The 26797-nt window shown below is 45.8% G+C and carries 14 protein-coding genes and 1 tRNA gene; 11 read left to right on the top strand and 4 right to left on the bottom strand.

Annotation, left to right across the window (positions count from 1 at the left end; genetic code table 11):
• Positions 1-236: 236 nt before the first annotated feature.
• From QT984_RS00420 to QT984_RS00410, 3 genes are all read right to left on the bottom strand, one after another.
• Entirely contained in the window at positions 237-1304 is a 1068-nt protein-coding gene (locus QT984_RS00420; RefSeq protein WP_333055659.1) for an ABC transporter permease, read from the bottom strand.
• A 162-nt stretch (positions 1305-1466) separates the two neighbouring features.
• Entirely contained in the window at positions 1467-2600 is a 1134-nt protein-coding gene (locus QT984_RS00415; RefSeq protein WP_333055658.1) for an AI-2E family transporter, read from the bottom strand.
• 115 nt (positions 2601-2715) lie between these two features.
• Positions 2716-2847, bottom strand: a complete 132-nt coding sequence (locus tag QT984_RS00410) for a hypothetical protein (RefSeq protein WP_333055657.1) — start codon at positions 2845-2847, stop codon at positions 2716-2718.
• A 172-nt stretch (positions 2848-3019) separates the two neighbouring features.
• Between QT984_RS00410 and QT984_RS00405 the strand changes: the two genes are divergently transcribed.
• The gene (locus QT984_RS00405) at positions 3020-4807 is read left to right on the top strand and encodes an efflux RND transporter periplasmic adaptor subunit (RefSeq protein WP_333372732.1); all 1788 of its coding nucleotides are present in this window, start codon (positions 3020-3022) and stop codon (positions 4805-4807) included.
• A 230-nt stretch (positions 4808-5037) separates the two neighbouring features.
• Here the strand turns inward: QT984_RS00405 and QT984_RS00400 are convergent, their stop codons facing one another.
• Positions 5038-8775: a chemotaxis protein CheB gene (locus tag QT984_RS00400; protein ID WP_333372728.1), complete on the bottom strand. Its 3738-nt coding sequence runs from the start codon at positions 8773-8775 to the stop codon at positions 5038-5040.
• A 1066-nt stretch (positions 8776-9841) separates the two neighbouring features.
• Between QT984_RS00400 and QT984_RS00395 the strand changes: the two genes are divergently transcribed.
• The 10 genes from QT984_RS00395 (at position 9842) to QT984_RS00350 (ending at position 26751) form a co-directional block, all read left to right on the top strand.
• Positions 9842-10060: a hypothetical protein gene (locus tag QT984_RS00395; protein WP_333231637.1), complete on the top strand. Its 219-nt coding sequence runs from the start codon at positions 9842-9844 to the stop codon at positions 10058-10060.
• Positions 10061-10667: 607 nt separating this feature from the next.
• The gene (locus QT984_RS00390) at positions 10668-10835 is read left to right on the top strand and encodes a hypothetical protein (protein ID WP_333312923.1); all 168 of its coding nucleotides are present in this window, start codon (positions 10668-10670) and stop codon (positions 10833-10835) included.
• 254 nt (positions 10836-11089) lie between these two features.
• The gene (locus QT984_RS00385; RefSeq protein WP_333372725.1) at positions 11090-14611 is read left to right on the top strand and encodes a calcium-binding protein; all 3522 of its coding nucleotides are present in this window, start codon (positions 11090-11092) and stop codon (positions 14609-14611) included.
• Positions 14612-14993: 382 nt separating this feature from the next.
• Positions 14994-15065 (top strand) — tRNA-Gly (locus QT984_RS00380).
• Positions 15066-15119: 54 nt separating this feature from the next.
• A complete protein-coding gene (gene trhO, locus QT984_RS00375) occupies positions 15120-16067 on the top strand; it encodes an oxygen-dependent tRNA uridine(34) hydroxylase TrhO (protein WP_333207872.1) in 948 nt (315 codons plus the stop codon).
• 227 nt (positions 16068-16294) lie between these two features.
• Positions 16295-16951 carry a glutathione S-transferase gene (locus QT984_RS00370; RefSeq protein ID WP_333055651.1) on the top strand — a complete coding sequence of 219 codons (657 nt, stop codon included), beginning with the start codon at positions 16295-16297 and terminating at the stop codon, positions 16949-16951.
• A 457-nt stretch (positions 16952-17408) separates the two neighbouring features.
• Complete coding sequence (gene dpdE, locus QT984_RS00365) at positions 17409-20750, top strand: protein DpdE (RefSeq protein WP_333372722.1); 3342 nt, start codon at positions 17409-17411, stop codon at positions 20748-20750.
• Complete coding sequence (locus QT984_RS00360; protein WP_333055649.1) at positions 20740-20889, top strand: hypothetical protein; 150 nt, start codon at positions 20740-20742, stop codon at positions 20887-20889. The genes dpdE and QT984_RS00360 overlap by 11 nt, the downstream gene beginning before the upstream one ends.
• Positions 20890-21241: 352 nt before the next feature.
• Positions 21242-23170, top strand: coding sequence for a response regulator (locus QT984_RS00355; RefSeq protein WP_333055648.1), 1929 nt, complete (start codon positions 21242-21244; stop codon positions 23168-23170).
• A gap of 146 nt (positions 23171-23316) precedes the next feature.
• Complete coding sequence (locus QT984_RS00350; protein WP_333055647.1) at positions 23317-26751, top strand: PAS domain S-box protein; 3435 nt, start codon at positions 23317-23319, stop codon at positions 26749-26751.
• Positions 26752-26797 lie beyond the last annotated feature (46 nt).

The raw sequence follows: 26797 nt of genomic DNA, 5'->3' as shown, positions 1-26797 counted from the left end.
CAATTTTTTGAGTATCTGCGATGGGTGAAGGCGGGTTTTTTAGTTCTGGCAATTGATGATATAAATTTGGGTGAACCCGCCCCCACCAAACCAATTAACCCTGATTGCGGAACAATTTTTTGAGTATCTGCGATGGGTGAAGGCGGGTTTTTTAGTTCTGGCAATTGATGATATAAATTTGGGTGAACCGCTCCGACAAATCTTTGAATTTCCAATTACCAATTACCTAGTCCCCATTACCTTTGAATGCTTCTCGGATCGAGAGCATCCCGCAACCCATCCCCCAATAAATTAAACGCCAAAACAGTCAAAATAATCAGTATCGCCGGAGGCCAAACCAACCAAGGCTGCAATACTAAAATTGAAGCATTAGTAGAGAGGGATAGTAAATTTCCCCAAGAAGGATCTGGCTGTTGAATTCCCAAGCCAATTAAACTCAAAACCGACTCCGCCACAATAAAACCCGGAACCGCCAAAGTAGCAGAAATAATTACATAAGTAGCAGTTTGTGGCAACACGTGGCGAACAATAATATAAATTGGATTGGCGCCCATTGCCCGCGCCGCTTGCACAAATTCTCGTTGTTTAATTGACAGTACCTGACCGCGAATTACCCGCGCCAAACCCGCCCAATTGATAAATGAAGTAATCAGCACAATCAATATAAATCGCTGAGCACTTGTCAATCCCGGCGGCAACACTGCTGCTAGCGCTACTAATAAATAAAGACCAGGAATAGTCATTAATACTTCGGCAAAGCGCATTAAGATACTGTCAATCCAACTGCCGAAATAACCCGATATTCCTCCGATTAACAATCCCAATGGAAAAGAAATTGCTATGCCAACTAAACCGATGCTGAGGCTAATTCTGCTGCCGTGTACTAAGCGGCTGAATTGATCGCGCGCTTGTTCATCCGTGCCTAAAATGTTAATTTGACCTTCTCCTGTAGTGCCAAAAAGATGCCTATCTAATGGCAAAACTCCTAAAAAATTATAGGGAGAACCTTTGACAAACAAACCGACAGCCGATGGTTTTTGCCAGTCTACAATTACCTCGCGAGCGCCGGTATTCGCATCCACTGGGCCCTGAGTTGTCGGATAAACGTGGGGCCCGATAAATCGCCCGTCTTGGGTGGTTAAATAAATCTGAGTCGGCGGCAATAATGAACCGTCTAATTGAGAGTCGTAGGGGTCGTAAGGTGCCACAAATTCGGCAAAAAGTGCGACTGTGTAAAAAATTAACAGTAGCACGGCTCCTAACCGAGCTAGAGGATTTTTTCTAAGATTTTGCCACCAGTTCATAAGTTTTTAGGTTTGAGATTTTAAGTTGGTTAGTAATCAAGACTAAAGTGCTTAAAGTTATTTGTAGAGACTTTAGTTTTTTATTGATGAACTCAGCAGCCAAAAATTAATTACTGAATAATAAAAAAATTCATAACTGAATTACTTACTACAACAATTAGACTACTTTTGTTCATCTGCGACCAAGATTATTCTAGTTTCATCTTCGGGTATTTTCCCCAATTCCTCGCCGCTAAAAGGATTGTAGAAAAACGAGCCTGTTTGGGGTGGCAATTTGGGATTGAGTACAATTTCTACTATACTTTTTACAACCCCAGTGAGCGGAATTGCCAGGATAACTCCCAACAATCCTCCCACTCTACCTCCTAACAGCAAAGCTGTGAAAATAATTACCGGGCTCAATCCGGTGAGATTGCCCATGATTCGGGGAGCTACTAAATTATCCTTGATTTGCTGGAGACCGATCGCGACTACCAACACTTGCAGCGCCAGCCACCAATCAATAAAGGCTACAATTATACTAACAGTGCCAATTCCCAAAGTTGCTCCAATAAACGGAATTATTTCCGTCAATCCTATAAACACGGCAAACAACAGAAAAAACGGAACTTGCAGCCACCAAAAAGCCAGAGTCAACGAGATGGCCATCAATAGTCCCAGCAATAACTGTCCCGATACAAATCGCTGGAGGTTTCGCTGCAAAGTCTCTGTTAAAACATAGCGAATGTCTGGGGAAAAAATACTGGTCAAACCCTGCCAAACTCTTTGCCCGTCTAGGAGCATATAAAAGGAAATCACCACAATAAAAATCAAGTCCAAAAACCAGTTAACAGTACCGACAACTAAGCCTAAACTCGTACCTGCGAGCGCCTGCACTTGTTCCTGCACTTTCGCTGATAACTGCTGCTCCAATATTTGCACGTTAAACGGCAAATTGCGCTCGGCACTCCAGGCTTGAAATTCAGCTAGCTGCAGTCGCCCCGACTCCAGCAAATCCGGGAACCTCACCCCCAACTGTCTCGCTTGGCTGAACACGGGCGGCACAATAGTTAAACCGATTACTATTACTACCACACCTGCTGTTAAATAAACCAGCCCCGCCGCTACTCCCCGAGGCAAAAATACTTGCAGTCTTTTTACTGCATAATTTAATAAAAATGCAATGAGTCCCGCTGTTACTAAAATGCTGACCAGTTCCCCAACATAACTGACAGCAGTCAGGGTAAACCATCCCGTCACTAGCATTAGTAGCCAAGTAATTAGAAACTGTTGGACGGGAGAAAAGACGCTATTCATTGTGATTTTTGTCAATTAAACTGGTACAATTTCCTGACCCGATTTGTCGGGTTCTACGAGAAACACATTAGAGTATAGATTAGCAATAATCAGTTCAAGATTAGACTAAATGCTCTCAGTATTGATAAGCTGGTGACGGCAAAACCGCTTCGGGACAGACAATGCCAGCCCGATCGACCCCACGATCGGCAATCACGCTAATATTCAGTATGCCCCAGAGACCGATCAAATTAAATGTCGATCGCACAAACTTTGAGCAAATTTAATTAAAATCGCCATTGTAGGGTGAAAGTGCGCCAGACTCACCCAAAAGGAGGAAGCGTTAATCCAGAGGCCCTCCGCTAAAATAAAGTAAATATTATCGTAATCTTTCTTTACAATATCAAAAGCACAGGCTCATACTGGCGAGAGGAACTACCGTGACTAATCAAGTTTTTTCAGAAGCCGAAGAAAAGCAACCCCTTTCCCCCGTGGAGAGCGGGCGCGAAAGGAACTCAGCAGTGGATGTAGCTGAAAGTGAAGTCTCAGACAAATCTCCCTGGCAATTCTCCGGTGAGGATGATGAACGAGAAGTGGCGCTGGAAGTTCCAGAAATTGAGGCGGAACAAGTTTGGGAACCAGAAGTAACTGAATTTGGGCCCAGCAAAGAAATCAGGTGGCCTGCCTTGTTGGCGGGCGCAGGGATTGGCGTGGCTGCAACGTTGCTAGCAGTAAAATTGACTGGGGGCAATCAGAGTTCGCCGCCTGCAGCTCCAATTCCCTCGGCAACTCAGCAGGCGATTGCTCCGACGGTGACAGTCGCGCCTGTGGAATCTGCCCAGGTGGGTGAAACTCTGCAAGCGACGGGCACCGTGGCAGCCTATGACTTGCTACCGGTGCTACCACAAGCCAACGGTTTGCAAATTAAACAGGTGTTGGTGAATGAAGGGGATGTGGTAGAAAAAGGTCAGACGATGGCGGTTTTGGACGATTCGGTGCTACGATCGCAAATTGCCGAAGCGCTGGCGGGAGTACAATCGGCCAATTCTACGGTAGAACAAGCCCAAGCTCAGGTACAGCAAGCCGAGTCAGCCCAACAAGAAGCCCAAGCAGGCGTGGCTCAAGCCCAAGCAGGCGTTGAAAAAGCCATCGCTGACGCAGCGCAAGCCAAAACAGGCGTGGGGCAGGCAAGGGCTGGTGTGGAACAAGCTAAAGCCGGTGTCACTCAAGCTAAAGCTGGCATTGCCTCCGCTCAGGCTAAATTAGATCAAGCTCAAAGAGAAGTAAATCGCACCCAAGATTTGGCGGCTCAGGGAGTAATTAGTCGGCAAGATTTGGAAAGACGCAAGACAGAGCGACAGACTGCTGTTCAAGATTTGAACAAAGCTAAAGCTGACTTGAATACAGCTTTGCAAGAACAGAATAAAGCAGCGGAAGAAGTGCAATCTTCTATTGCTAGAGTAGCTACTGCGGAAGCTAATATCAGTACGGCTAGAGCGGCCCTCGCCAGCGCTCGTGCTAAAGTGAATACGGCCGGAGCGAGTGTCAGCAGTGCCAGAGCAAATGTCGGAAATAACGCAGCAACTGTCCGCAGCAATGATGCCCAAGTCAAACAGTTACAAACTCAACTAGAACAAACAATTGTTCGAGCGCCGGATAGTGGCACTGTGGCTGAAAGAATTGGTCGAGTTGGCGATGTTTCTTCGGGAAGTCAAAAACTATTTTCGATTATTCGCGACAACAAGCTGGAACTACAATTGAAAGTACCGGAAAGTCAGGTTTCGCAAGTGCGGCCGGGAACAGCAGTGCAAATTACTTCGGATTCTGACAAGCGGATTAAGTTGTCAGGAACTGTGCGAGAAATTTCGCCGGTAGTTGACCCGCAAAATCGGCAAGCTACGGTGAAGATTGATTTGCCGACAAGCGAGTTTTTGCGATCGGGAATGTTTTTGCGCGCATCCATTTCGACGACAACGGCTCAAGGTTTGAAAGTGCCTGCTAAAGCTATTTTGCCGCAACCTGACGGCAGTTCTATGGTTTATAAACTTGTCGGGCAGGACAAGGTGCAGGCTCAAAAGGTGGAAGTTGGGGAAATTTCCGGGGGTGCGGTGGGCGATTTGACTGCTGCTAAGGTGGTGGTTAAAAAAGGTTTGAAGGCGGGCGATCGGGTGGTTGTTACTGGGACTGGTTTTCTGAAGGATGGCGCTGAGGTTAAGGTTGGTAAATAGTTATGGGTTAGGGTTATTTAGAGTTAGGGTTATTTAGAGATTATTGCCTTTTTTGACCGCAGATGAAGGCAGATAAACGCTGATGAACCCCGATAACCACTGCCAATATTTCGATTACGCACGTCTACGGGGATTGCATAATATAAAGCACAGTCAACAGTCAACAATCACGGACGGTGTAACCGGAATTCATATCAATTATGTCTTTGGTAAATATTAGCGTCTAACTGTCAGGGCATATCTGCTCGTAGCGGCAACCTCACGGTAAACGTTGCCCCTTGTCCCTCACCCGGACTTGTGGCGGTAACAGTACCGCCGTGGAGTTCTACTAAATGACGGACGATCGACAATCCTAGCCCTAATCCTGAGTCTCTGCGAGAGAAACTACTATCCGCCTGACGGAAGCGATCGAACACATAGGGGAGAAAATCAGGGTCAATGCCTTTACCAGTATCGGTAACTTGGATTTGAGCCATGCCATCAATGTAGTCTAATGCGATGTCAATTCTGCCTTCGGCTGGGGTGAATTTAATCGCGTTTGAAAGTAGATTCCACACCACTTGTTGTAAGCGAGTTGGATCGCCCAAAATCTTTGGTTGTAAAGGACTTAGCCTGGATTCAAGTTGAATATTTTTGGCTTCTGCTGCGAAACGAATTACCGCGATCGCATTTTCAACCAGTGGATTGAGCTCAATTTCAGAAGCATTAAGCCGAAATTGGCCGGTGGTAATCCGGGAAACGTCTAAGATGTCATCGATGAGTTGGTTTTGTGCTTTGGCGGCGCGCTCGATCGTTTTTAGCGCCTCCTGGGTTTTAGCCTCGTCAAATTTTTTCACGCGCAGCAATTGTGCCCAGCCAATCATCGCATTGAGCGGTGTCCGCAGTTCGTGAGAGAGGACGGACAAAAACTCATCTTTGACGCGGTTGGCCTCCTCAGCCGCCGCACGAGCCGATTGTTCTTGTATCCGAAGGCTGCGTTCAGTCTCTAACTGTTTTTGCTGCGTGATATCCTCGATCGCCAACAGGATCATCTGTGTATCGCCAAGCGGAGGCATTTTGCGGGCATTGAGCTGCATTATTTTATGCCCGATGTGTTCAAAGTCTTGCTCGACTTCAAAATCTTTAAACTGGGGATTACCTGCCAGAATTTCTTTGAGGAGCGATCGCAACTTGGGAATATTCCACTGTCCATTACCCAGATCGAACAATGAGCGATGCTCAGTTTGGCTCGGCATCACTTGAAACGTCTCGTAGAAAGAACGATTGGCAGTTATTGCCCGCAGGTCGAGATCTAGCACTAGCAACGGTTCCCGCACGGTTTCCACGATCGTTTCGGCGTAATTTTTCGCTTCCATCAAATGCTGGGCGCTCACTTTTAGCTCGTTGATATCCACCAACATCAGCACAGCCCCATCAATCTTGTGGTCGATCGTCCGATAAGGTCGAATATGCAGATCGTACCAACGACCGTCTCGATCTTGAACCTCCTGAACTTTCAAATTCAGCGTGCGGATCACGTCTAAAATCCATTGCTCTAAGTCCGGTACTATCAACTTGTGAGTGATGTCGCTCAAAGACCTCCCAACATCGGTAGAAATCAAGTTGAAGATGCGTTCGATTGCGGGAGTAAACCGGCGGATTCGCAGGTCGCCTCCCAGCATCAGGATCGGAATATTGATGCTGGTCAAGAGATTTTCTAAATCGTTGCTTACCTGAGTTGATTCAACATTGCGCCGCTGCAATTCGTCATTAATTGTGTTGAGTTCTTCATTGGTTGCCTGAATTTCTTCTTTCGCCGTTTCGAGTTCCTCATTCATGCTTTGCAACTCTTCGTTGCTTGACAAAATCTCTTCGTTGGCGGCTCTCAAATCTTGATTAGCTGCTTGATGTTCTTGGACGATCGCTCCAAGATGTTCTTTTGTGGTTTTCAGTTCCTGTAGCAGCCTTGCAATCTCCTGACTTTCACAGGGTGAAGGATCGGAGTTGACTCTACTATCGTCAGTATCAGCAGCAGGCATTACAGATATCGGGGACTCCTCTTGAAATAACACTAAAAAATAGTCTTTTACCACAGCGCCGGCTTGGAATGGAATCACATTAATTCTGATCTGCCGAATGATCTGGCCCTCTTTAACTTGCAAGCCTGCCCGTGCGATCGGCTGCTTCTGCTGTGAGGCTTGTTGAATTGCAGTTCGCAGTTCCACACGCAATCCTTCTTTTGCCATTCTCAGCAGGCTAAAGCTCGCCCTACCGGGGGCCGGTTCTAGGTAGGCATTCGTCTGTCCTCGAAATTGCACAATCTCGCTGGCTGTGTTAATCACGACCCCGACAGGGGCATAGTGATTCAAAACAATGCGATCGGCCTGTTTCTCCATTTCGATTTCGTCCAGCTTTTCTGTCTGCAGCGGTGGAGGGTTGAGGGGTGTCAGAGGATAGTTGTTAGCATTTAAATCCATGCTGAGCCAATGCGACAACTGTTTTTTAGTATAAATTTTGTTCTTTTTGTCGAATAGCGCAAAGAATTCTGAAAAGTCTCCCACCGTTTCCGAAGTGCCTAACAGCAAAAAGCCTGCGGGCCGAAGCCCATAGTGGAACATTGGCAGCAGTTTTTTCTGCAACGGGGGTCCCAGATAGATCAGCACGTTCCGACAGGTAATCAAATCCATCCGGGAAAAGGGCGGATCGGCGATCAGGTTTTGTCTAGCAAAGACGCAGATTTCCCGCACGGGCTTAGCGATTTGGTATCCGCCCTCGACTTGGACAAAGAAGCGATTTAGGCGTTCAGGTGAAATATCCGCGACTTGGGCCTGGGTATAAAAGCCACTGCGGGCGATCGCGATCGCACTTTCGCTGATGTCTGTGGCATAAATCTGAATCGGCAGGTTAGTAGAGCGAGCTGCTAAAAACTCTAGCAAGCAAATGGCGATCGAGTAAGCTTCTTCACCCGTGGAACAGCCGGCAATCCAAATTCGGATCGGTGTTTTCGGCGATTTATCTTGGACAATTGCGGGAAAAACATTGCTGCTTAAGGCATCAAAGGTTTCGGGATCGCGGAAAAAGCTGGTGACATGAATTAAGACATCGTGATACAGCGCGGTTACTTCTGTTGGGGTGTTTTGGAGATATTCGGCATAATTTTCAATGCGTTCGAGCTTGTAGAGTAACATCCGCCGATGTATCCGCCGCTTCAAGGTGGTTTGCTTGTAGTTAGTAAAGTCAACTCCTGTAGCCGCCCGCAGCAAACTGTAGATCGTGGCGATCGCATCTTTATTTGCGATCGCATCTTCGCTGATAGTCGATTCTGTCGCAGGCCACTCTGCAATGTAGGGATGACGGCCGATCTCTGATATTTTCTGGGCAATTTTTTCCGGTGTCAAGATAAAGTCTACCTGACCCGTAGCCACCGCAGTATTCGGCATACTGCTGACTTGTGCCGATTCTTCACATTGGGCAAAAGTAATACCGCCGGCGGCCTTAATCGCTTTTAACCCTTGGGCACCATCGCTGTCGCCCCCGGACAAAATGACGCCGATGGATTTGTTCCCCCGTTCTTCGGCGAGGGAAAACATAAAAATATCGACGGACATAAATACCCCCTTTCGTCTGCCGCGAGGCGTTAGCTTCAGCACTGATCGCTCGATGGTCATGCTGAAATTCGGGGGGATAACGTAGACCTGATTCGGTGCTATGAGCATCCCATCTGTCACCTCATGCACAGGCATCAGGGTCGATCGAGCCAGAATCACACTCAACACACTTTCCTGACTCGGCAACATATGCTGAATTATTACAAACGCCATGCCGGTATCGATCGGCAAATGGCTCAGTAATTCCATAAAGGCTTCCAATCCACCTGCAGAGGCTCCTATTGCGACTACAGGAAATAAGTCGTTTTGATTGTTTTGCTGCTTGCGAGCTTTAATACCAGCTTTAGGTGGAGATTTCTTGGAATTCTTTTTTTCAGTCATTTTTTATACCCAATTTATGCTTTTTTAAGTAAGTATTATGGTAGATTTTTATTTTTATTATATATTATAAGAAATCATAAAAGTAAGAATTAGCTATCTACCTGCGGATATATTAAAGCGCACTCGGCGTGTGCGATCGAGCGATTTTCAAATTATTATTATTATTATTATTTAGAGCCATAATATCTCCATCAATGGGGACAATCGTGAGGGTTGAAATCCCTCAGAGATTGTATTAATTGTACTCTTGAAAGTTGAGCGGGAGTAAATTTACCACATTCTGCGATCGTAGCAATTCTCTGAATGTTTGCCAGAGAGTTTATTTCCCCTAAATCCGCCAACTCATCAATCAATTTTAAAGCAGAATCTTGTCCACCTTGATGAAGCAGTGGGGCTAGGGAGAATCTTCGGGGAAATGAAATAGTACAATTAAGTATAAAAAAATCTCCTACAAAGTCCAAATTAATCTCGTTTTTATACTAACTAATTCTCAAAAATCATGCAACAGTAGCGCTCCGGGCGCATCGCCCTAGAAAAGTTATCAAAAAAAGCGACTATCTCACAGATCCGCATCGGTGCATACAGTGTTTCAGGAAACAAACCAAAAACTCATAACTGTTGCAAGATTTTGGATAATTGGTATTAGGCAGGCTGTGGCAATTAATAGCGGGATAGCTTCGCTTCACGCAAATTCGCTAGCGCCCCGTCGATACTATCTCTGGATTATTTTTGTCACTACTTCCTCACTTCTTGCTGGGGCATTTTTAGCTTGTGAGTAATTTCCAGATTATAGTCGATTAGCGCTTGCCAATATTAATCAAATTCAGCAATTAATTTCTGAACTTCTTCTGGTGTTTTCTTCTGGTGTTGAAGTTGGAGGCTGTTAATTTGCAGACACACTCTAATAACTTAATTTTTTTAATTTTCCCAAAATCCGGCACTTTTTGCTAAAATCTTAAATAAAAGTAACAAAAATATATGGGAATTGGCTGAGGGAAATTAGGGAAATCCCAGCAGCGCTGCAAAATTGGGATTCTCAAGACAGGCTGCGGGCGGGTAAGGGCTTGTGAGAAAGGGCGATTCTGCGGTGGCGCTACGGATGTTGCTGAGAAAAGTGAAGGATGGGGAGTTTATGCTGCGATCGATCGTGGCGATGGGATTGCGGCAGAGTCAAACTGCGGAAGCTTGGGCGGCGCTGTTAAAAATGATGCAGTTCGATCGCGCGATCGGAATGTGCGATCCGAAGCCGCTAACTCTTTGTCAATGTTCGGAAGCGAGGCGATGACATTTTGCACCGCCACAGTATAATAGCTCGGTTGTGCGATCGCTGCCACTGTTTCATCAATAAATACGTGGTTTTTGATGTGTATAGTATCTAGCCAACGCTTTCATTCATAGCGCAATTTTTGTACAAGTTCTCTAGCGAGGCTGAGTCGCTACTAAAGTTTTTTTTACGCCTTAATTTTAAGAGGTTAAAAGTGCGGGACAAACTTGATACAGCGGATTCCAGGTTTATAAAGTACACCCCAGAAACCGGGTTTCTTCTGGATTTCTCGCCAGAAACCGGTTTTATTCAAGAAACCCGGTTTCTCTGTACTTCACTTACCTGGAAAGTGCTGTATACTTAAGATCGCGAATTAAATAACTTACAATTTTAATTGTTATTGTGGGATGGGCCTAAGAGCCCGTCCTTTTTGGACTGGCTCTTAGGCCCATCCCACTTTCAAGAGTGGAAGTTATTTAATTCTCATTCGTTACCTCTATGCCTTGGCGCTCTTTGATTTCAAGAGTGAATTTCTCGCATATATATCACCCGTGTTCTGTCACTATTATCTTTAACAATTCTTCGTATTTACTTTTAAGCTTCGAGCGCCGCTCCCCTCAAGAGAGTCATGGCAGCTATCTGGGCCGTCTCTCAATACCGAGGCAAAAAGTCACCTATGAGCGATCGACTGACTTTAAATCGTTTTGCTAAGTCTCTTTGTGTGCCTTCTTTGTTTGGCCACGCACTTAGTATCTTCTGTAGTAAGTCAATAGAATATGCAGCTATCTCTAAATAATTTGCTTTTTTTACATCTTTCAAGTTTACCCTCTTTGTGGCGGGTTTTATCTCAAAGTGCTGTAAGTCTCGTTATTTTGTGGTGAACAGAGGCTATAAATCATAGCATCTTTTGTCGCCAATGAAACAAATTGTGCAAAAAAAAGTTTTTTGGAAAATTCGCATAATTTTTGGGAAAAAGCACTGATAGATAATTAGGGTGTAGTAGCTAAGTAAAATTAGCCCTCGCCTGTTTACCGTAAGCAGGAAAAAAACGTGGCAGTATTGACTGGTACATTGACAAATGACAATCTTATCGGCGGGCCTGAGAATGACAACATCTCAGGGCTTGAGGGCAATGACACTTTAGTTGGCTTAGAGGGCAACGACACCTTGCTAGGCGGTGCAGGAAACGACAACCTCAGTGGAGGTGGGGGCAATGACTCCCTCCTTGGCGGTGACGGGGATAACACCCTGGATGGGGGTATCGGCAATGACTTTCTGAGTGGAGGTTTCGGCAAAATTAGTCTGGCTGGTGGCGATGGAGATGACTCGCTGCAAGGCGGCGGTGGCTCTAGCATTTTAGATAGCGGTGCGGGCAATGACCGCCTCTTTGGTAGCTTCAATAGCCTCCTCTTAGGAGGAGACGGCAATGACTATCTCAGTAGCGATCGTGATAGCACCTTAGAAGGGGGTGCTGGCGATGATACGCTTGCCGGATTTGGCAGTGGGAGGGTGGCGCGAGGTGGTGCAGGCAACGATCGCTATCTCCTGCGGGATTTTAGCCAGAATCAACTGCAAATTCAGGATACAGGTGGCATCGATCGCTTAGACTTTGTTGATGATTTTGGCATCGATATCAGTACCAGTCCTACCCAGTCCCTGTCGTTGTCATTGTCATCGGGAAATATAGGCTTGACTCGACAAGGCACTAATTTACAGATTGACATCAACAAAGATGGGATCGTCAGGACTACTGATGACATTGTAATTTCCGACTTCTTCGGTGCATCGGCGACTGTCGAAGGTGTTGGCTTCATCGAAACTGTGGGCAACCTCACTGGTGCGGCAATTCTCGCTGCTAATCTCACTGAGGCTACGGCTGCACCCGGAACCAATGCAATCACTGGTACTCCCGGCGATGATAACCTCACAGGCACTGTCGGCAATGACAACATTACAGTGCTTGACGGTAATGACACCATCGCTGGCTTAGATGGCAACGATACCTTGTTTGGTGGTGCAGGAAACGACAGCCTCAGTGGAGGTGGGGGCAATGACAGCCTGCTTGGTGATGACGGCAATGACACCTTGGATGGGGGTGTCGGCAATGACTTTTTGAATGGAGGTTTCAGTGGCAAGGATAGTTTGACTGGTGGCGATGGAGATGACACGCTCCAAGGCAGCAATGACGCCTCTTCAACTTTGGATGGTGGTGCGGGTAATGACAGTCTCTTTGCTAACTTCCCAAGCCTCCTATTAGGGGGAGACGGCAATGACTATCTCAGTGGTACTGGTGGTAGCACCTTAGAAGGAGGTGCTGGCGATGATACGCTCTCTGGATTTGGCAATGTGTTGCGAGGCGGTATAGGTAACGATCGCTATCTCATGCCGGATAACGGGAAGATTCCACTTCAAATTCAGGATACAGGTGGCATCGATCGCCTAGATTTTGTTGACTTCAACGGTAATATCAGTACCAGCCCTGCCCTATCCCTGTCGTTGTCATCGGGAAATACAGGCTTGACCCGACAAGGCACTAATTTAGTGATTGACATCAATCAAGACGGGATAGTCAGGGCTGGAGAGGAGGTGGTGATTTTAGACTTCTTCGGTGCATCGGCGACTGTCGAAGGTGCTGGCTTCATCGAAACTGTGGGCAACCTCTCTGGTACTGCGATTCTCGCGGCTAATCTGACTGAGGCTACGATAGCACCCGGAACCAGTGGCATAACGGGAACAGCAGGCAACGATAACCTCACCGGCACTGCGGCTAATGACAACATCTCAGGGCTTGAGGGCAATGACACCATCAGTGGCTTAGATGGCAACGACAGCTTGCTCGGCGGCGGAGGAAACAACAGCCTCAGTGGCGGTGGCGGAAATGACAGCCTTCTTGGCGGCAATGTCGATGACACCCTGGATGGAGGTATCGGCAACGACTTTCTGGATGGAGGTTTCGCTGGCAAAGACAGTCTGGCTGGTGGCGATGGAGATGACACGCTGGTAAACGGCTTCAATTTGGATGGCGGTGCGGGTAATGACAGCCTCCTTGGCAGCTTCCAGAGCCTCATCTTAGGAGGAGATGGCAATGACTATCTCAGTGGTAGTAATGGTAGCACCTTGGAAGGGGGTGCTGGCGATGATACGCTCTATACCAACTCTGGCAATGGCAGTGTGATGCGAGGCGGTGCAGGTAACGATCTTTATCAAATCCGACAGGATCAGGGAACAAATCAAATTTCGATTCAGGATACAGGCGGTATCGATCGCCTAGACTTTGTTGATTTTAACGGTAATGTCAGTACCAGCCCTACCCTGTCACTGTCGCTGTCATCGGGAAATACAGGCTTGGCCCGCCAAGGCACGAGTTTAGCGATCGACATCAATCAAGACGGTGTAGTCAGGGCTACGGATGACATTGTAATTTCCGACTTCTTCGGTGCATCGGCGACTGTCGAAGGTGTTGGCTTCATCGAAACTGTCGGCAATCTCGCTGGTAGCGAGATTCTCGCGGCTAATTTACCAGAGGCGACTGCGGAACCCACGGCGCCAACACCTACGGCGCCAACACCCACGGCGCCAACACCCACAGCGCCAACACCCACAGCGCCAACACCCACGGCGCCGACACCCGCCGCGCCAACACCGGTTGCACTCCCACCGCTGCCACCCACACCGACACCCACACCGGTTACGACGCCCACACCGGCTACCACACCCACACCCGTTTTCACTCCCGCGCCAGCTCAGACGATCGCACTTCCGATCGCACTCACATTCACCAACCGGCCCGCACCAAGCGAATTGCCACAGATTCTCGGCACCAGCGGCAACGACGCGATCGTTGGCAGCGAAGCTAACAATATCTTGTATGGCAACCAGGGCAACGACACCGTGGGAGGCAATGGCGGCGACGACATCCTATTTGGCGGCAAAGGTGATGACGGTGTATTCGGCGATGCTGGCAACGACCTCTTGTTTGGCAACCTCGGCAACGACACCCTTGTCGGCGGCGACGGTGCAGATACCGCATTAGGTGGCAAAGCTGACGATTTGATATTTGGCGGCGCTGGTAACGATGTCCTCGCAGGCGAACTCGGCAACAATACTTTACTCGGCGACGAGGGTAGCGATACTCTGTACGGCGGTGAAAATAATGATGTGTTGTTTGGCGGTAGCGGCAACGATTTCCTCTACAGCACAAAAGGTAACGACATCTTCGTTGGTGTTGACTACACTGCTGCTAATCCTGGGCTGGGCGAAGTCGATACGCTGATTGGCGCTGAAGGCAATGATACTTTCTTGCTGGGAGATGCCACCAAGTTCTATTACAACGATGGCAACGATACCGGCACTGGCGCAGGCGACTACGCTTTGATTGTCGGTTTCAACCCCATCGAAGATATCCTCCAACTTCAAGGTGCTCCTAGCACTTATCAGTTAGGTGAGTCTCCCGCAGGATTGCCTGCTGGAACCGCTATCTTTAAGAAGACTTCGGGATCGGATGAATTGATTGCGATCGTCCAATCAGTTTCTTTCCTGGCTATTGACAGCAACTCTTTGCGCTTCGTCTAAGGGCAAAGTTCGATTCCCCTCGATCGATCGGCGGTTGAAACCGCTTCTTGTCAAACGAAGTCCCTCTCGCTTGAGACTAATAAATTTAAGTTAGATTAAGTCCTGCCTTTGGTGCAGGACTTTTTTTGTGCGGTGGATGGGCGATCGGCGATCGCAAAATGGACACAGGACTTACGCATGGGGCTCAGAAACCGGGTTTTTTACGAAAATACTTTGTTGAAACCGCTAGATTTGGTAAAAAACCCGGTTTCTTTGGTCGGAGTGCCTAAGTCCTGTTACACTCAAAATCGCCTGATCCAAATCAGAAAATAGGTGTATAATGTTTTATAGTCGTTTTTGAGCGTAATTGCTACAAAGTAAAAACAGCTAAAAAACCCTAAGCGCGGGCGTAATTCAGTGGTAGAATGTCAGCTTCCCATGCTGAACGTCGTGGGTTCGAGTCCCACCGTCCGCTTTGACTGAATTTTCATATAATTATGGAAATTAATTAGTGCTATAAATTCAATCTATGGCTTATTTCTTAACCGCTGCTTTATATAAGTTCGTTGAACTACCTGATTTTGCTGAGCTGAAAGCACCGCTACTCGATTGTTGCAACAACAACAACGTTAAAGGCACTATCTTGCTGGCCCAAGAAGGCATTAATGGCACTATTGCCGGCTCGTCCGAGGGCGTACACGCAGTGCTGGCATTCTTGCGTAGTGACCCGCGTTTTGCGGATCTGGTACACAAGGAATCTTTCTCGGAAAAAGCACCTTTTTACCGCCTGAAAATACGCTTGAAGCGCGAAATAGTCACGATGGGAGTACCGGACATTAATCCCCGCCTCATGGCGGGCAAATATGTTAAGCCTGATGAGTGGAATAAGCTGCTTGACGATCCCGATGTTGTCGTGGTTGATGTGCGTAACGATTTCGAGGTATCTATGGGTACTTTTGAAGGCGCTATTAATCCAAAAACAAAAAGCTTTTCCGAGTTACCTGAATGGGTGCGGCGGGAAACAGCTTTACGCAATAAACCCAAGGTGGCAATGTTTTGTACGGGTGGTATTCGCTGCGAGAAATCGACTGCTTTTTTGCGTAGTCAAGGTTTTGAGGAAGTCTATCATCTCGAAGGCGGAATTTTAAAATATTTGGAAACGGTGCCGGAAGCAGAAAGTCGTTGGGAAGGTGAATGTTTTGTCTTTGATGAACGGGTTTCTGTTGGTCAGGACTTAAAGCCGGGTAACTATGAACTTTGTCGCGGTTGTCGTCACCCGATTAGTCAGGAAGATAAGGCTTCTGAATTATTTGTACTTGGTGTGAGTTGTCCTCATTGTCATGACTCAAAAACAGAAACCAAAAAACAAGCTTTATATGAACGTCAACGTCAGATTGAGCTTGCTAAGCGTCGCAACCAAGTACATATAGGCGCGCGCTACGATGGGAAGGAAAAAGTAGATGAAGCCTGCGACTAATATAGCAATCCTAAATGAGTCGTAAATTTTTTACCCCACCCCAGCCCTCCCCTTACCAAGGGGAGGGAGTTAGAAATTCACAAATGATTTAGGATTGCTATAGTATTAAAACTAAAGTCCAAGAAACCCGGTTTCTACGAAAAATCTTGTTTGGCGACGAGAAATATCGAAAGAAACCGGGTTTCTGACCCGAAAAACCCGATCGCGCGATCGACTAAACATATAACATGTCAGCAACATACCCGATTTTGTATTCCTTTCGCCGCTGTCCCTATGCTATGCGCGCGCGCTTGGCCTTGATGGTTAGCAATCGGGTGTGTGAGTTGCGGGAAGTTGTTTTGCGAGACAAACCACCAGAGATGTTGGAGGTATCTGCCAAAGGTACTGTACCAATATTGATTGATATTGACGGGCGTGTACTCGATCAAAGTATCGATATCATGTTGTGGGCATTGAGACAACACGATCCTGAAAAATGGTTGATGCCACAGCAAGGTTCTGTTACAGAAATGCTGGAACTAATTGCTCTATTTGATGATAGGTTTAAATATCATCTTGACCGTTATAAGTACCCGGATCGTTATCCCGGTGTTGATGCCCAAGTACATCGTTATGAAGGTTCTTTATATCTGGGCCGACTAAATGCACAGTTAAGCGCGACTAAATATTTATTTGGTAACAATGTAGCATTGGCTGATATGGCGATCGCACCTTTTGTGCGTCAATTTGCTCATACTGATCAAACTTGGTTCAACCAACAGCCTTGGCCTGGGCTACAAGCTTGGTTAGCAGGGTTCACAGAGTCGGAAATTTATAGCAGTGTTATGCAGAAATATCCGAAATGGGAATCAGGTAATCTAGGCGTTATTTTTCCTTCCTCGTAATTAGTTATTCAGGACTTAGGCACTAAAGGGCGTTGAATCAAGGGTTTGAGATTGTTTCACTACGTTTTCTGCGAACAGAAAATCGTAGTAGGTGCGTCAGTCCTATTATACTTATTCGCTGTCAGCATATTTATTCAATGCCCAAAATGTTAGTTACCATGCTAAACTTATTGTTTTCCGAATGCCAGATTGACCGAAAGCATCGAGGATACCCGCCACGTGATTCATTCCTTCGGAGACTCAAGACGGAGAAATCAAAAACGTGTATCCGATGAAACTTGCCGAACGTATTTATCCGTGGTGTCAATGCTTCAAATCTAAAATCTAAAATCTAAAATCTAAAATCGATTGACTGTCATTTGACTAGAAAAGTGACGGCGGCAAAAATCGCATTTTGCTAAAATTTTTAACGGAAAAGGATTTACTGTATTCTAGTAAGTATTGTCAGGCTGAAATTATGATTGATGTTGGTTCATTAGTTCGATCGCCCAGAAACGATTTGGGAGTCGGAAAAGTTGTCGAGGTATCGCGTATCGAGGCGGTAGTTGAATATTTTTGCTCAGTTAAAAATCGCATCCGCAAAACCGTGCCCTTAAGTCTACTGCAAGAAGCCCGACTTCAACGCCAAACCCGCTGCTACCTCTGGAGTACAACTCAGGAAAGATGGATAATTGGGCGAGTTTATGATTGGGATGAAGATAAATTAGAGTACGAAATTGACCTCCCCGACAGCCAAAGTTTGCAAGCTGTTGAAACCGAACTTTACGTTCGCTGCAATATCCCGATCGCCGATCCGATCGACATTTTAGCAGTCAAAGGCCAAGAAACGCCGTATTTTCACGATCGCCGATTGGCATTTGTTCAATCTGCGATCGAACAGCGGGCCGTCAGCCGCGGCATGACAGGTTTAATTTCTGCTAACATAGACCTCTATCCGCACCAAGTTGAAGTCGTCCGGCGCGTCCTAGAAGACCCAATCGTGCGCTATTTATTGGCAGACGAACCAGGACTCGGAAAAACAGTAGAAGCCGGGACAATTCTCCGCCAATTTCTGCTAGATGAACCCAACGGACGCGCTGTGGTACTCGTTCCGAAATACTTGCTCGAACAGTGGCGGCAGGAGTTGGAAAATAAATTCTATTTGTCTCATTTTGCTGACAGAGTGCAGCTTGCTGCTGTTAGCGACATCAATCAAATTAGCCGCAATGCTAATCTAGATTTTCTGATTGTGGATGAAGCGCATGATGTGGCGGCAATGGCACATTCGAGCGATCGTACTCAGCAGCAGTCCTTTGAACTCTGTCAGAAACTAGCTCAGAAAAGCAAAAATGTATTGTTATTATCTGCAACGCCAGTTATCGGCCATGAGCAAGATTTTCTAACGATGCTGCACTTGTTAGATCCGACAACTTACCGTCTTGATGACCTGGAAAGCTTTAAGGAACAGGTGCAAAACCGTCAAGAAATCGGCCGCGCTTTGCTGGATTTCCGAGAAAATGCCAAGCCTGCTGTTTTGCAAACAAAACTCGCTCAACTTCGCACTATTTTTGCCAAAGATGATTATTTAATCGGATTGGCAACTGAGTTAGAAAGTTGTTTGAAAACTAAAGAAACCGCAGAACAGGCTCGCCTTGTCCAAGCTATTCGTACTCACGTTAGAGATACCTACCGCCTGCATCGTCGCATCCTTCGCAACCGCCGGGATGCGGTTGAAGATGTGATTTTCGATCGAGATTCTGTCCCCAAAACTGAGTACGATCTGAATGATGAACAGTGGTCGGAAATTCAAAGCGTACTCGATAAATGGCGCACAGTCGCTCCCAAGTCGAGCGAATATCAGAGAATTTTTCTGCTGTTTTTCCGCGCTTCTGGTACTTGGCTGAATGTTTTAGAACGGGTTGTCAAAGCTCGCTTGCAGAAAAAATCGACTCCTGAACTCGATCGCGAATTTGGACAAAATGACACGGCAATTTTGACCAAAACGGAGCTGTTTCCCGAAGAAAGGGAAATGCTGGAAACCTTGCTCAATACCCTGGAAAAGCCCCAGGAAGGACTCGATCGACTGAGTTTGTTACGAATCGCCATTCTCCGATTTTTGGCAGTTGCTTTGAAGGTTCCGCGCGAGTATCACAGCAAACCTCGCGATTTGCTGTCGAGAATTCAACAGCAAATTAAACGGCCGATTCCGGGCGAACGTTTCCCGAAAATTGTGATTTTTACCAGTTTTACTGCAACTTGTAAAGAGATTGCGGAAAATTTAGCTAAAATCTTTGGTAAAAATGCGATCGCCAGCCATGACACGAGCAAATCGGCTGATGATGTTGAGGCTAGTCTCAAGCGGTTTAAGACTGAACCCCATTGTTTTATCTTAGTGTGCGATCGATCGGCTGAAGCAGGGGTAAATCTGCAATTGACAGATTGGTTAGTTCACTTCGATTTGCCGTGGTTTCCCAACCAGTTAGAACAAAGACTCGGCAGAGTCGATCGCATTGGCAGCAAAATGGGAGTGCAATTTTGTTTGTTTGCAGGCCCGGATTTGCCGGAGAGTCCCCACGAAGCTTGGTTTCAAGTTTTAAAAGATGGGTTTGATATCTTCAACAAATCTATTGCCAGCCTTCAGTTTTATGCTGAGGAAAAACTTCTCAAACTAGAAGAAAAGTTGTTTGCTGAGGGAGGCAAGGGCTTATCCAGCGAAATTGAAGCGATTAAAACAGAAATCGAACAAGAGAAAATCAAAATTGACGAACAGTACGTTCTCGATGAAATTGATATTCTTGATGACAGCGCATCTCAGTATTTTGAATCTCTCGATAACTGCGATGCTAAGCATAAAGAAATGCAGCGGGCTACTGAAGGTTGGTTGTGTCAAGCTCTTCACTTCAAACAAATCGAACATCCGAGTGTATCGGGGTTGATGCGCTATAAACCTACTCAAAAAACGTTAATTCCCTCGAAGGATTTGATGACCAGATTGGTTCCTTATTGCCAGCAATATGGTAGTTACAATCGCCGTATTGCTCATCAGAATGCGGATGTCGCTCTTTACCGCATTGGTGAGGGATTGATCGATGCAATTAGCTCTTATATTCGCTGGGACGATCGCGGTCAAGCTTTTGCCATGTGGCGGCATGATGAAAGTTGGGATGCTGCACCTGGAAAGGAGTGGTTCGGCTTCCAGTTTAATTATTCCATCCAGACTGATGTGCAGCCGGCAGAGCAAGTTTTGCAAGCACAAAATATCGAAAATTACAATTTGAAAGCTTTGCAGCGCCGCGCTGATGCTTTGTTTATCCCAATTTTTGAAACTGTGTTTGTAGATGCTCGCAGCGAGCAGATGTCTCTGGTGGAAGATGCGGAAAATCTAGCGATTTTGCAGCGGGATTATAAGGGAAAAGGCGGGCCGAATCGGGATTACAATTTGTCGAAAAATCGCACGTCGCTGATTGACAGTTTTGTCGATCCGCTAGAATGGGATGATTTTTGTCAAAAGGGGCGGGTGGTATCTGAGGAGTTGCTGCGCGGGCGATCGGCTTTTGTGGAAATGTGCAATAGTTTCGCTGTTACTGCTGCTATCCAACTCGAAAACCGGGTGAATCAATTGCAGTTGCGCTTGAATCGACTTTCTAAATCCGAACAACTTTTAGCATCGGTTTTAGCTGATGAAATCAAAACGGAAAGTTTGTTGAGTCAAGCGGTTTTAGCTGGTATTCGCCGCCCGCACATGACTCTTGAGTCTGTTGGGTTTATTGTGATTTCTGGGCGTCCTCCTGCTGCTGTAAAGTCGGAGGATGAAGGATAATTTGTTTGGGAGGGCGATCGCTCTTTTTGGGGCGATTCCCTTCGGGATAGCTTCGCTTCACGCTTTTTTTGAACTGCAGATGCAGGCGGATAAACGCGGATGGACGCAGATGAAGGAAGGGGCGATCGGTTTTATCTAATACCAATTTTGTATGAGTCTGCACATATCTCGATCCCCCCTTTGTAGGGGCGGTGCTACCCCTACTCCCCGTGCCCGCCCCTACATAGGGTGGGACAAGATTCTTCTCGAAGTCAACCCCTACTCTCCAACAATCAGGGGGAGTAGGGGGTATGCGAGGGGGATCGAGATATGTGCAACTTCACATTAAATTGGTATAAACTGCAGAAGTGACAGCAATTTTTAGGCGATGGGACTGCAAAAATGGTAAGATAAAAGGAGTAGTAATAAGTAGCAGTTATTTAGTAAAAAGCCACGCTTCGGCCTGACATTAAAGCGCGTCGATCGCATGGCAATTTAACCGCACAGCCAAAATGAAGAAGTCTCCGATAAAAATTCTGCTCGTAGAGGACGATGGAGGGCTGAGTGCAACACTGGCAAATGTGTTGGAAGCAAATCATTACGGCTTCGATCGGGCAAATGACGGACAAGTTGGCCTAGAGTTGGCAGCAGCAATTGAGTACGATCTAATTGTGTTAGACGTGCAGGTTCCCAAACTCGATGGAATTAGTCTATGTCGGCAATTGCGATCGCAAGGCTACTGCAAACCGATCCTGTTAATGACGGCAAAGGATTCAGATGCTGAGGTGGTGGCTCTTTTAGATGCGGGAGCCGATGATTACATCAGCAAGCCTTTTGCTACGGAAGTATTACTGGCAAGAATCCGAACTTTGTTGCGACGCAGTAAAGCACTTTCCCCAGGAGGTTTTACTCCGAATTCAGCGGCTAATACATTGACTTGGGGAGAGCTTTGTTTAGATTTAGAGTCTGGTAGAGTGACGTTTTGCGAAGAAATAATTTCACTGACACCGACAGAATATAATCTGCTGGAATTATTACTGCGGAATCCCGATCGCATTTTTAGCCGCCATGCTATTTTGGATCGTCTGTGGGGATTTGACGACGCACCAACAGATCGCGCCATTATCACTCATATTAAGGATGTCAGAAAGAAACTGAAGGCAGGCGGTTTAACTGAAGAAATCATCGAAACAGTTTATGGCATGGGCTATCGACTGAAACCTTACCCCCAATCTGCGTCGTCTTGTTCAAATAATCCTGGGAGCGATCGCACTCACAAACATCAATTTCGCGGGGTAGATAAGTCTGAGAGCGACAAAGTTTTAGAGCGGTTTCGGGGAAGCTTCAACCAACAAGTTGCTGTATTGGAGCAGGCAAAAACGGATTTATTAGCCGGAAAGTTAGAGACTGAATTACAGCAAGTGGCTAAACATGAAGCTCATAAATTGGTCGGTTCTCTGGGGTCTTTTGGTTATCCCGAAGGATCGAAATTTGCACGCTATGCAGAGAATTTGCTCATAAACGATCGCTCTTTGACTGCTGAGGAAATTACTCGATTCTCGGAATTGGTGACAGGATTACAGCAGGAATTAGCCAAAACACCTATTAGAGCAACGGCTGCACCAGTTTCTAATATTTCAATTTTTAACTATCGGGTTTTGGTAGTTGATGATGATGCTGCATTAACGGAGCGATTGAAAGTAGAATCCGAAACTTGGGGATTTCGGATCAAAATTGCGCCGAATATTACTGCAGCCCGATCGCGTCTTGCTCTGTCAATGCCGGATGTGATGTTACTTGATTTAAGTTTTGCAGAGACAGAGGAAGATGGATTGACGCTACTGCGAGAACTGACCGAGCGATCGCCTAACCTGCCTATAATTGTCTTTACCGGACGAGATAGTCTTCCCGATCGCTTAGCTGTATCGCGCTTAGGTGCTAAGCAATTTCTCCACAAACCTGCAACCACCGAGCAAATTTTTCGAGCGATTTCCCGTGTTTTACCCACTCCCAAAACTTCTGAAGCCAAAGTCTTAATCGTAGATGATGACCCTGTGATCCTGGTTACATTATCAGCGTTACTGACTCCTTGGGGAATTGAGGTGACAACCCTCAAAGAACCACAGCAATTTTGGGATGTGTTAATTAGCACAGAGCCCGATTTAATAGTGCTGGATCTAGAAATGCCGATCGTCAGCGGCTTAGAATTGTGTCAAGTCGTTCGACAAGATATCCAATGGGAAAATTTACCGATTTTGGTGGTGACAGCCCATACCGAGCCAGAATCTCTGCAACAAGCCTTTGCAGCGGGAGCCGATGATTTTATTACCAAGCCGGTACTAGGGCCTGAATTAGTCACGCGGGTACTCAGCCGAATCAGGCGCAGTCGTCCTTTACTTAAACCGAGAAATATAGGACTTACGCATAGCCTGAATATATAGTCTTTTGTAGGGGCAAACCCCCCGTGGTTGCCCCCATACCTGGGATGATTGCGTAAGTCCTCAAATACTTAAATATAACTTATCCACGAAGGCTAAAAACCCAGTTTCTGCCTCAATCTAAAAAATTTAATTAATTAAGTAGATCGATGATAGAACCTACTGATGAAAATTATGGGAAAGGGCAAGAACAGCCACAGCAAATCCTGGCTAAAACAGCACTTTCTCCCTCCGAATCCCTCAAACTAGAAGATATTCTCAACACTACGGTAACGGATCTCAGAAACATTCTGCAATGCGATCGCGTAATTATCTTCCAATTTGCTCCCGACTGGAGCCCAAAAGTGGTCGTAGAGTCAGTTGGTTCAGAATGGACACCAATCTTATCCACTCAGATACAGGAGCCTTGCTTGGTTGAAAGCTATATCGAATCCTTCAAACAAGGCTTATTCACATCTAAATCAGATATTTATACTGCCGGAATTGATACTTGTCACCCGGACTTCCTGGCCAATTTTCAAGTTAGAGCTAACCTGGTTATTCCTATCCTTAAGGGAGAAGAACTTTGGGGATTATTGATTGCCCATCACTGTGCAGCACCTCGCGAATGGCAAGCATCAGAAATTGAACTCATGGGACAGCTAGCAACTCAAGCTGGAATTGCCATTCAGCAAGCTGATTTATTTGAGCAAGTACAAATGGAAGTGAGAGAGCGCCAACAAGCAGAAATTGCTCTACAACAACTCCATACTGAACTCGAACAACGAGTCATAGAACGGACGGCAGAACTCACTGAAGTCAACCATAGCTGCCAACAATATATCAATCAAGTTGAAGACCTCTATAATAATGCTCCCTGTGGCTATCATTCCCTAGATGCTGCAGGAACAATAATTATGATTAATGATACGGAACTGAAGTGGTTAGGCTATACCAGCGATGAAATTGTATACAAAACTAAATATGTTGATTTAATGACACTTGAAAGTAAAAATATTTTTCATCAAAACTTTCCCTTATTTAAAAAACAAGGCTGGATCGAGAATGTAGAGTTTCAGATGTTGAAGAAAAACGGAACACCCATGTGGTTCAACTTAAATGCTACAGCAATTTATGATGAAGCAGGTAACTTCATGATGAGTCGTTCTAGCGTATTTGATATCACCGATCGCAAACGGACTGAAGAAGCATTCCGCCAATATGAACGCATCGTCTTCAATACAACAGATGGGATTGTGTTGATGGATCGCAACTATATTTATCAAATAGTCAATCAAGCTTATTTGACTTGGTGCAACAAATCTGAAAGCGAAGTTATCGGAAATTATGTTAGGAATATCCTGGATGCAGATGTGTTCGATAATATGATAAAACCTCGGTTAGACAGATGTTTGGATGGCGAAACAATTCAGTATGAAAACTGGTTTACTTCTCCCAATTTAGTCAGGCAATTTTTGAGCGTTACTTATACACCTTTACGTGATACAGGCGAAAATATTGTCGGGATAATCGTTATTCTGCGCGATCTGACTAAACTTAAACAAGCCGAACAAATGCTGGAGCTTCAGGCTGTCATTACCCGCAACATGGCGGAAGGCATTTGTTTAGTAAGAGCAGATAATGCAGTTATTGTCTATGCCAATCCTAAATTTGAGCAGATGTTTGGCTATGACTCTGGCGAACTCAACGGTCACCACGTTTCGATTCTCAACTATGCCACCGAATCGGTCAGCCCTGAAGAGGTAAATCAAGCCATTCGATCTGCTGTTTTACAAAGGGGTGAATTTAGTTATGAAGTCCAGAATGTCAAGAAAGATGGGACTCCATTTTGGTGTAGTGCAACTTGCTCTGCATTCAATCATTCCGACTATGGCGATGTTCTGGTGGCCGTTCATCAAGATATCACAGTAGCGAAGCACCTGGAAGAAGTTCGACAAGAGGCGGAAGCAGCCTTACTACAGAAATCCCGAAAGGAAAATTTGCTCTGGAGGATTACTCAAGGGATTCGCCAATCTTTGGATCTGAATGCGGTTCTAAATACTGCTGTTACTGAAATCAGGCAGACATTACAAACCGATCGCACTGCCATTTACCGCTTTAATCCTGATTGGAGTGGTGATTTTGTTGTGGAGTCAGTTGGTGAGGATTGGGTACAACTGATAGGAAGCGATCTTCAAAAAAATTGTGCAGATACCTATCTGCAAGAAACTCACGGCGGTCGATTCCGAAATAATGAAAGTTTTGTGGTTAATAATATTTACTGCGCTGAAATTCAACCATGTCATATCGAGCTAGTGGAACAATTGCAAGCAAAAAGTTATGCAGTTTTTCCGATATTTTTGAGAGAAAATCTCTGGGGTTTGTTAGCTATTTACCAAAATACGGCACCTCGTCAATGGCAATCGTGGGAAATAGAATTACTTGAACAGATTGCCAGCCAATTGTCGATCGCCATTCAGCAATCCAAACTCTACCGACAACTTCAGGTCGAACTGCAAGAACGTCAGCAAGCCGAAGCCACGATCCGAGAAGCCGAACGACGCTGGCGATCGCTCTTGGATAACGTGCAGTTGATTGTTGTCGGACTTGATATAGAGGCAAATGTCAATTATGTCAATCCTTTCTTCTTAAAAATTACGGGATATACTAACCTAGAAGTTATCGGAAAAAATTGGTTTGAAAACTTCTTACCCGGTTCTCTTCAAGAATCAGTTAAAATTGTTTTTTCGGAAGTTTTAGGCCATAAATTTCATCCTTATTATCAAAATTTTATCTTGACAAAATCTGGTGAAGAACGGTTCATTGCTTGGAACAATACCATGCTGCAAGATTCAGAGGGAAACATCATTGGAACTATCAGCATTGGGGAAGATATTACCGAACGACAAAAGCTCGAACACATTAAAAATGAGTTTATTGGCATTGTCAGCCATGAACTTCGCACTCCTTTGACAGGAATTCAAATGTCCTTGGGACTAATAAAAAGTGGGGTTTATGATAAAAAGCCGGAAAAATCTAGACGCATGATTGAAATCGCCCTCCTCGATACCAATCGTTTAGTGAACCTGGTTAATGATATTTTAGATTTGGAGCGCCTAGACTCCGGGCGGGCAATTGTGGAAAAAACCGTTTGCAAAGCTGCCGATTTGATGCAGCAAGCGGTAGATAGCACTCAGGCGATCGCTACTCAACAGCAGATATCATTAATCGTTACCCCCACGGATGCAGAAGTCTGGGCAACAGGAGATGCGATCGTCCAAACCTTAACAAATTTGCTCAGTAATGCGATTAAATTCTCACCTGCCGATTCCACAATTCATCTGAGTGCCGAAAACCAGACAGACTTTGTGCTTTTCCAAGTTAGCGATCGCGGGCGAGGCATTCCTGCAGATAAACTAGAACTCATTTTTGGGCGATTTCAGCAAGTCGATGCCTCCGACTCCCGTGAAAAAGGAGGCACAGGTTTAGGTTTAGCAATCTGTCGCAGTATAGTGGAGCGGCATGGTGGCAAAATCTGGGCCGAAAGTATCTTAGGTGAAGGCAGCACATTTTGCTTCACCCTACCCTTAGCCACAGTTGAATAACGCTTAGATTCATCTGTACCGTCAATCCCAAATCCAAAATCTGCAA

The organism is Microcoleus sp. Z1_B2, assembly GCF_036700325.1.
GTDB lineage: Bacteria > Cyanobacteriota > Cyanobacteriia > Cyanobacteriales > Microcoleaceae > Microcoleus.
The sequence above is the reverse complement of the archived record's forward strand: the minus strand, read 5'-3'. Positions and strand labels throughout refer to the sequence as shown.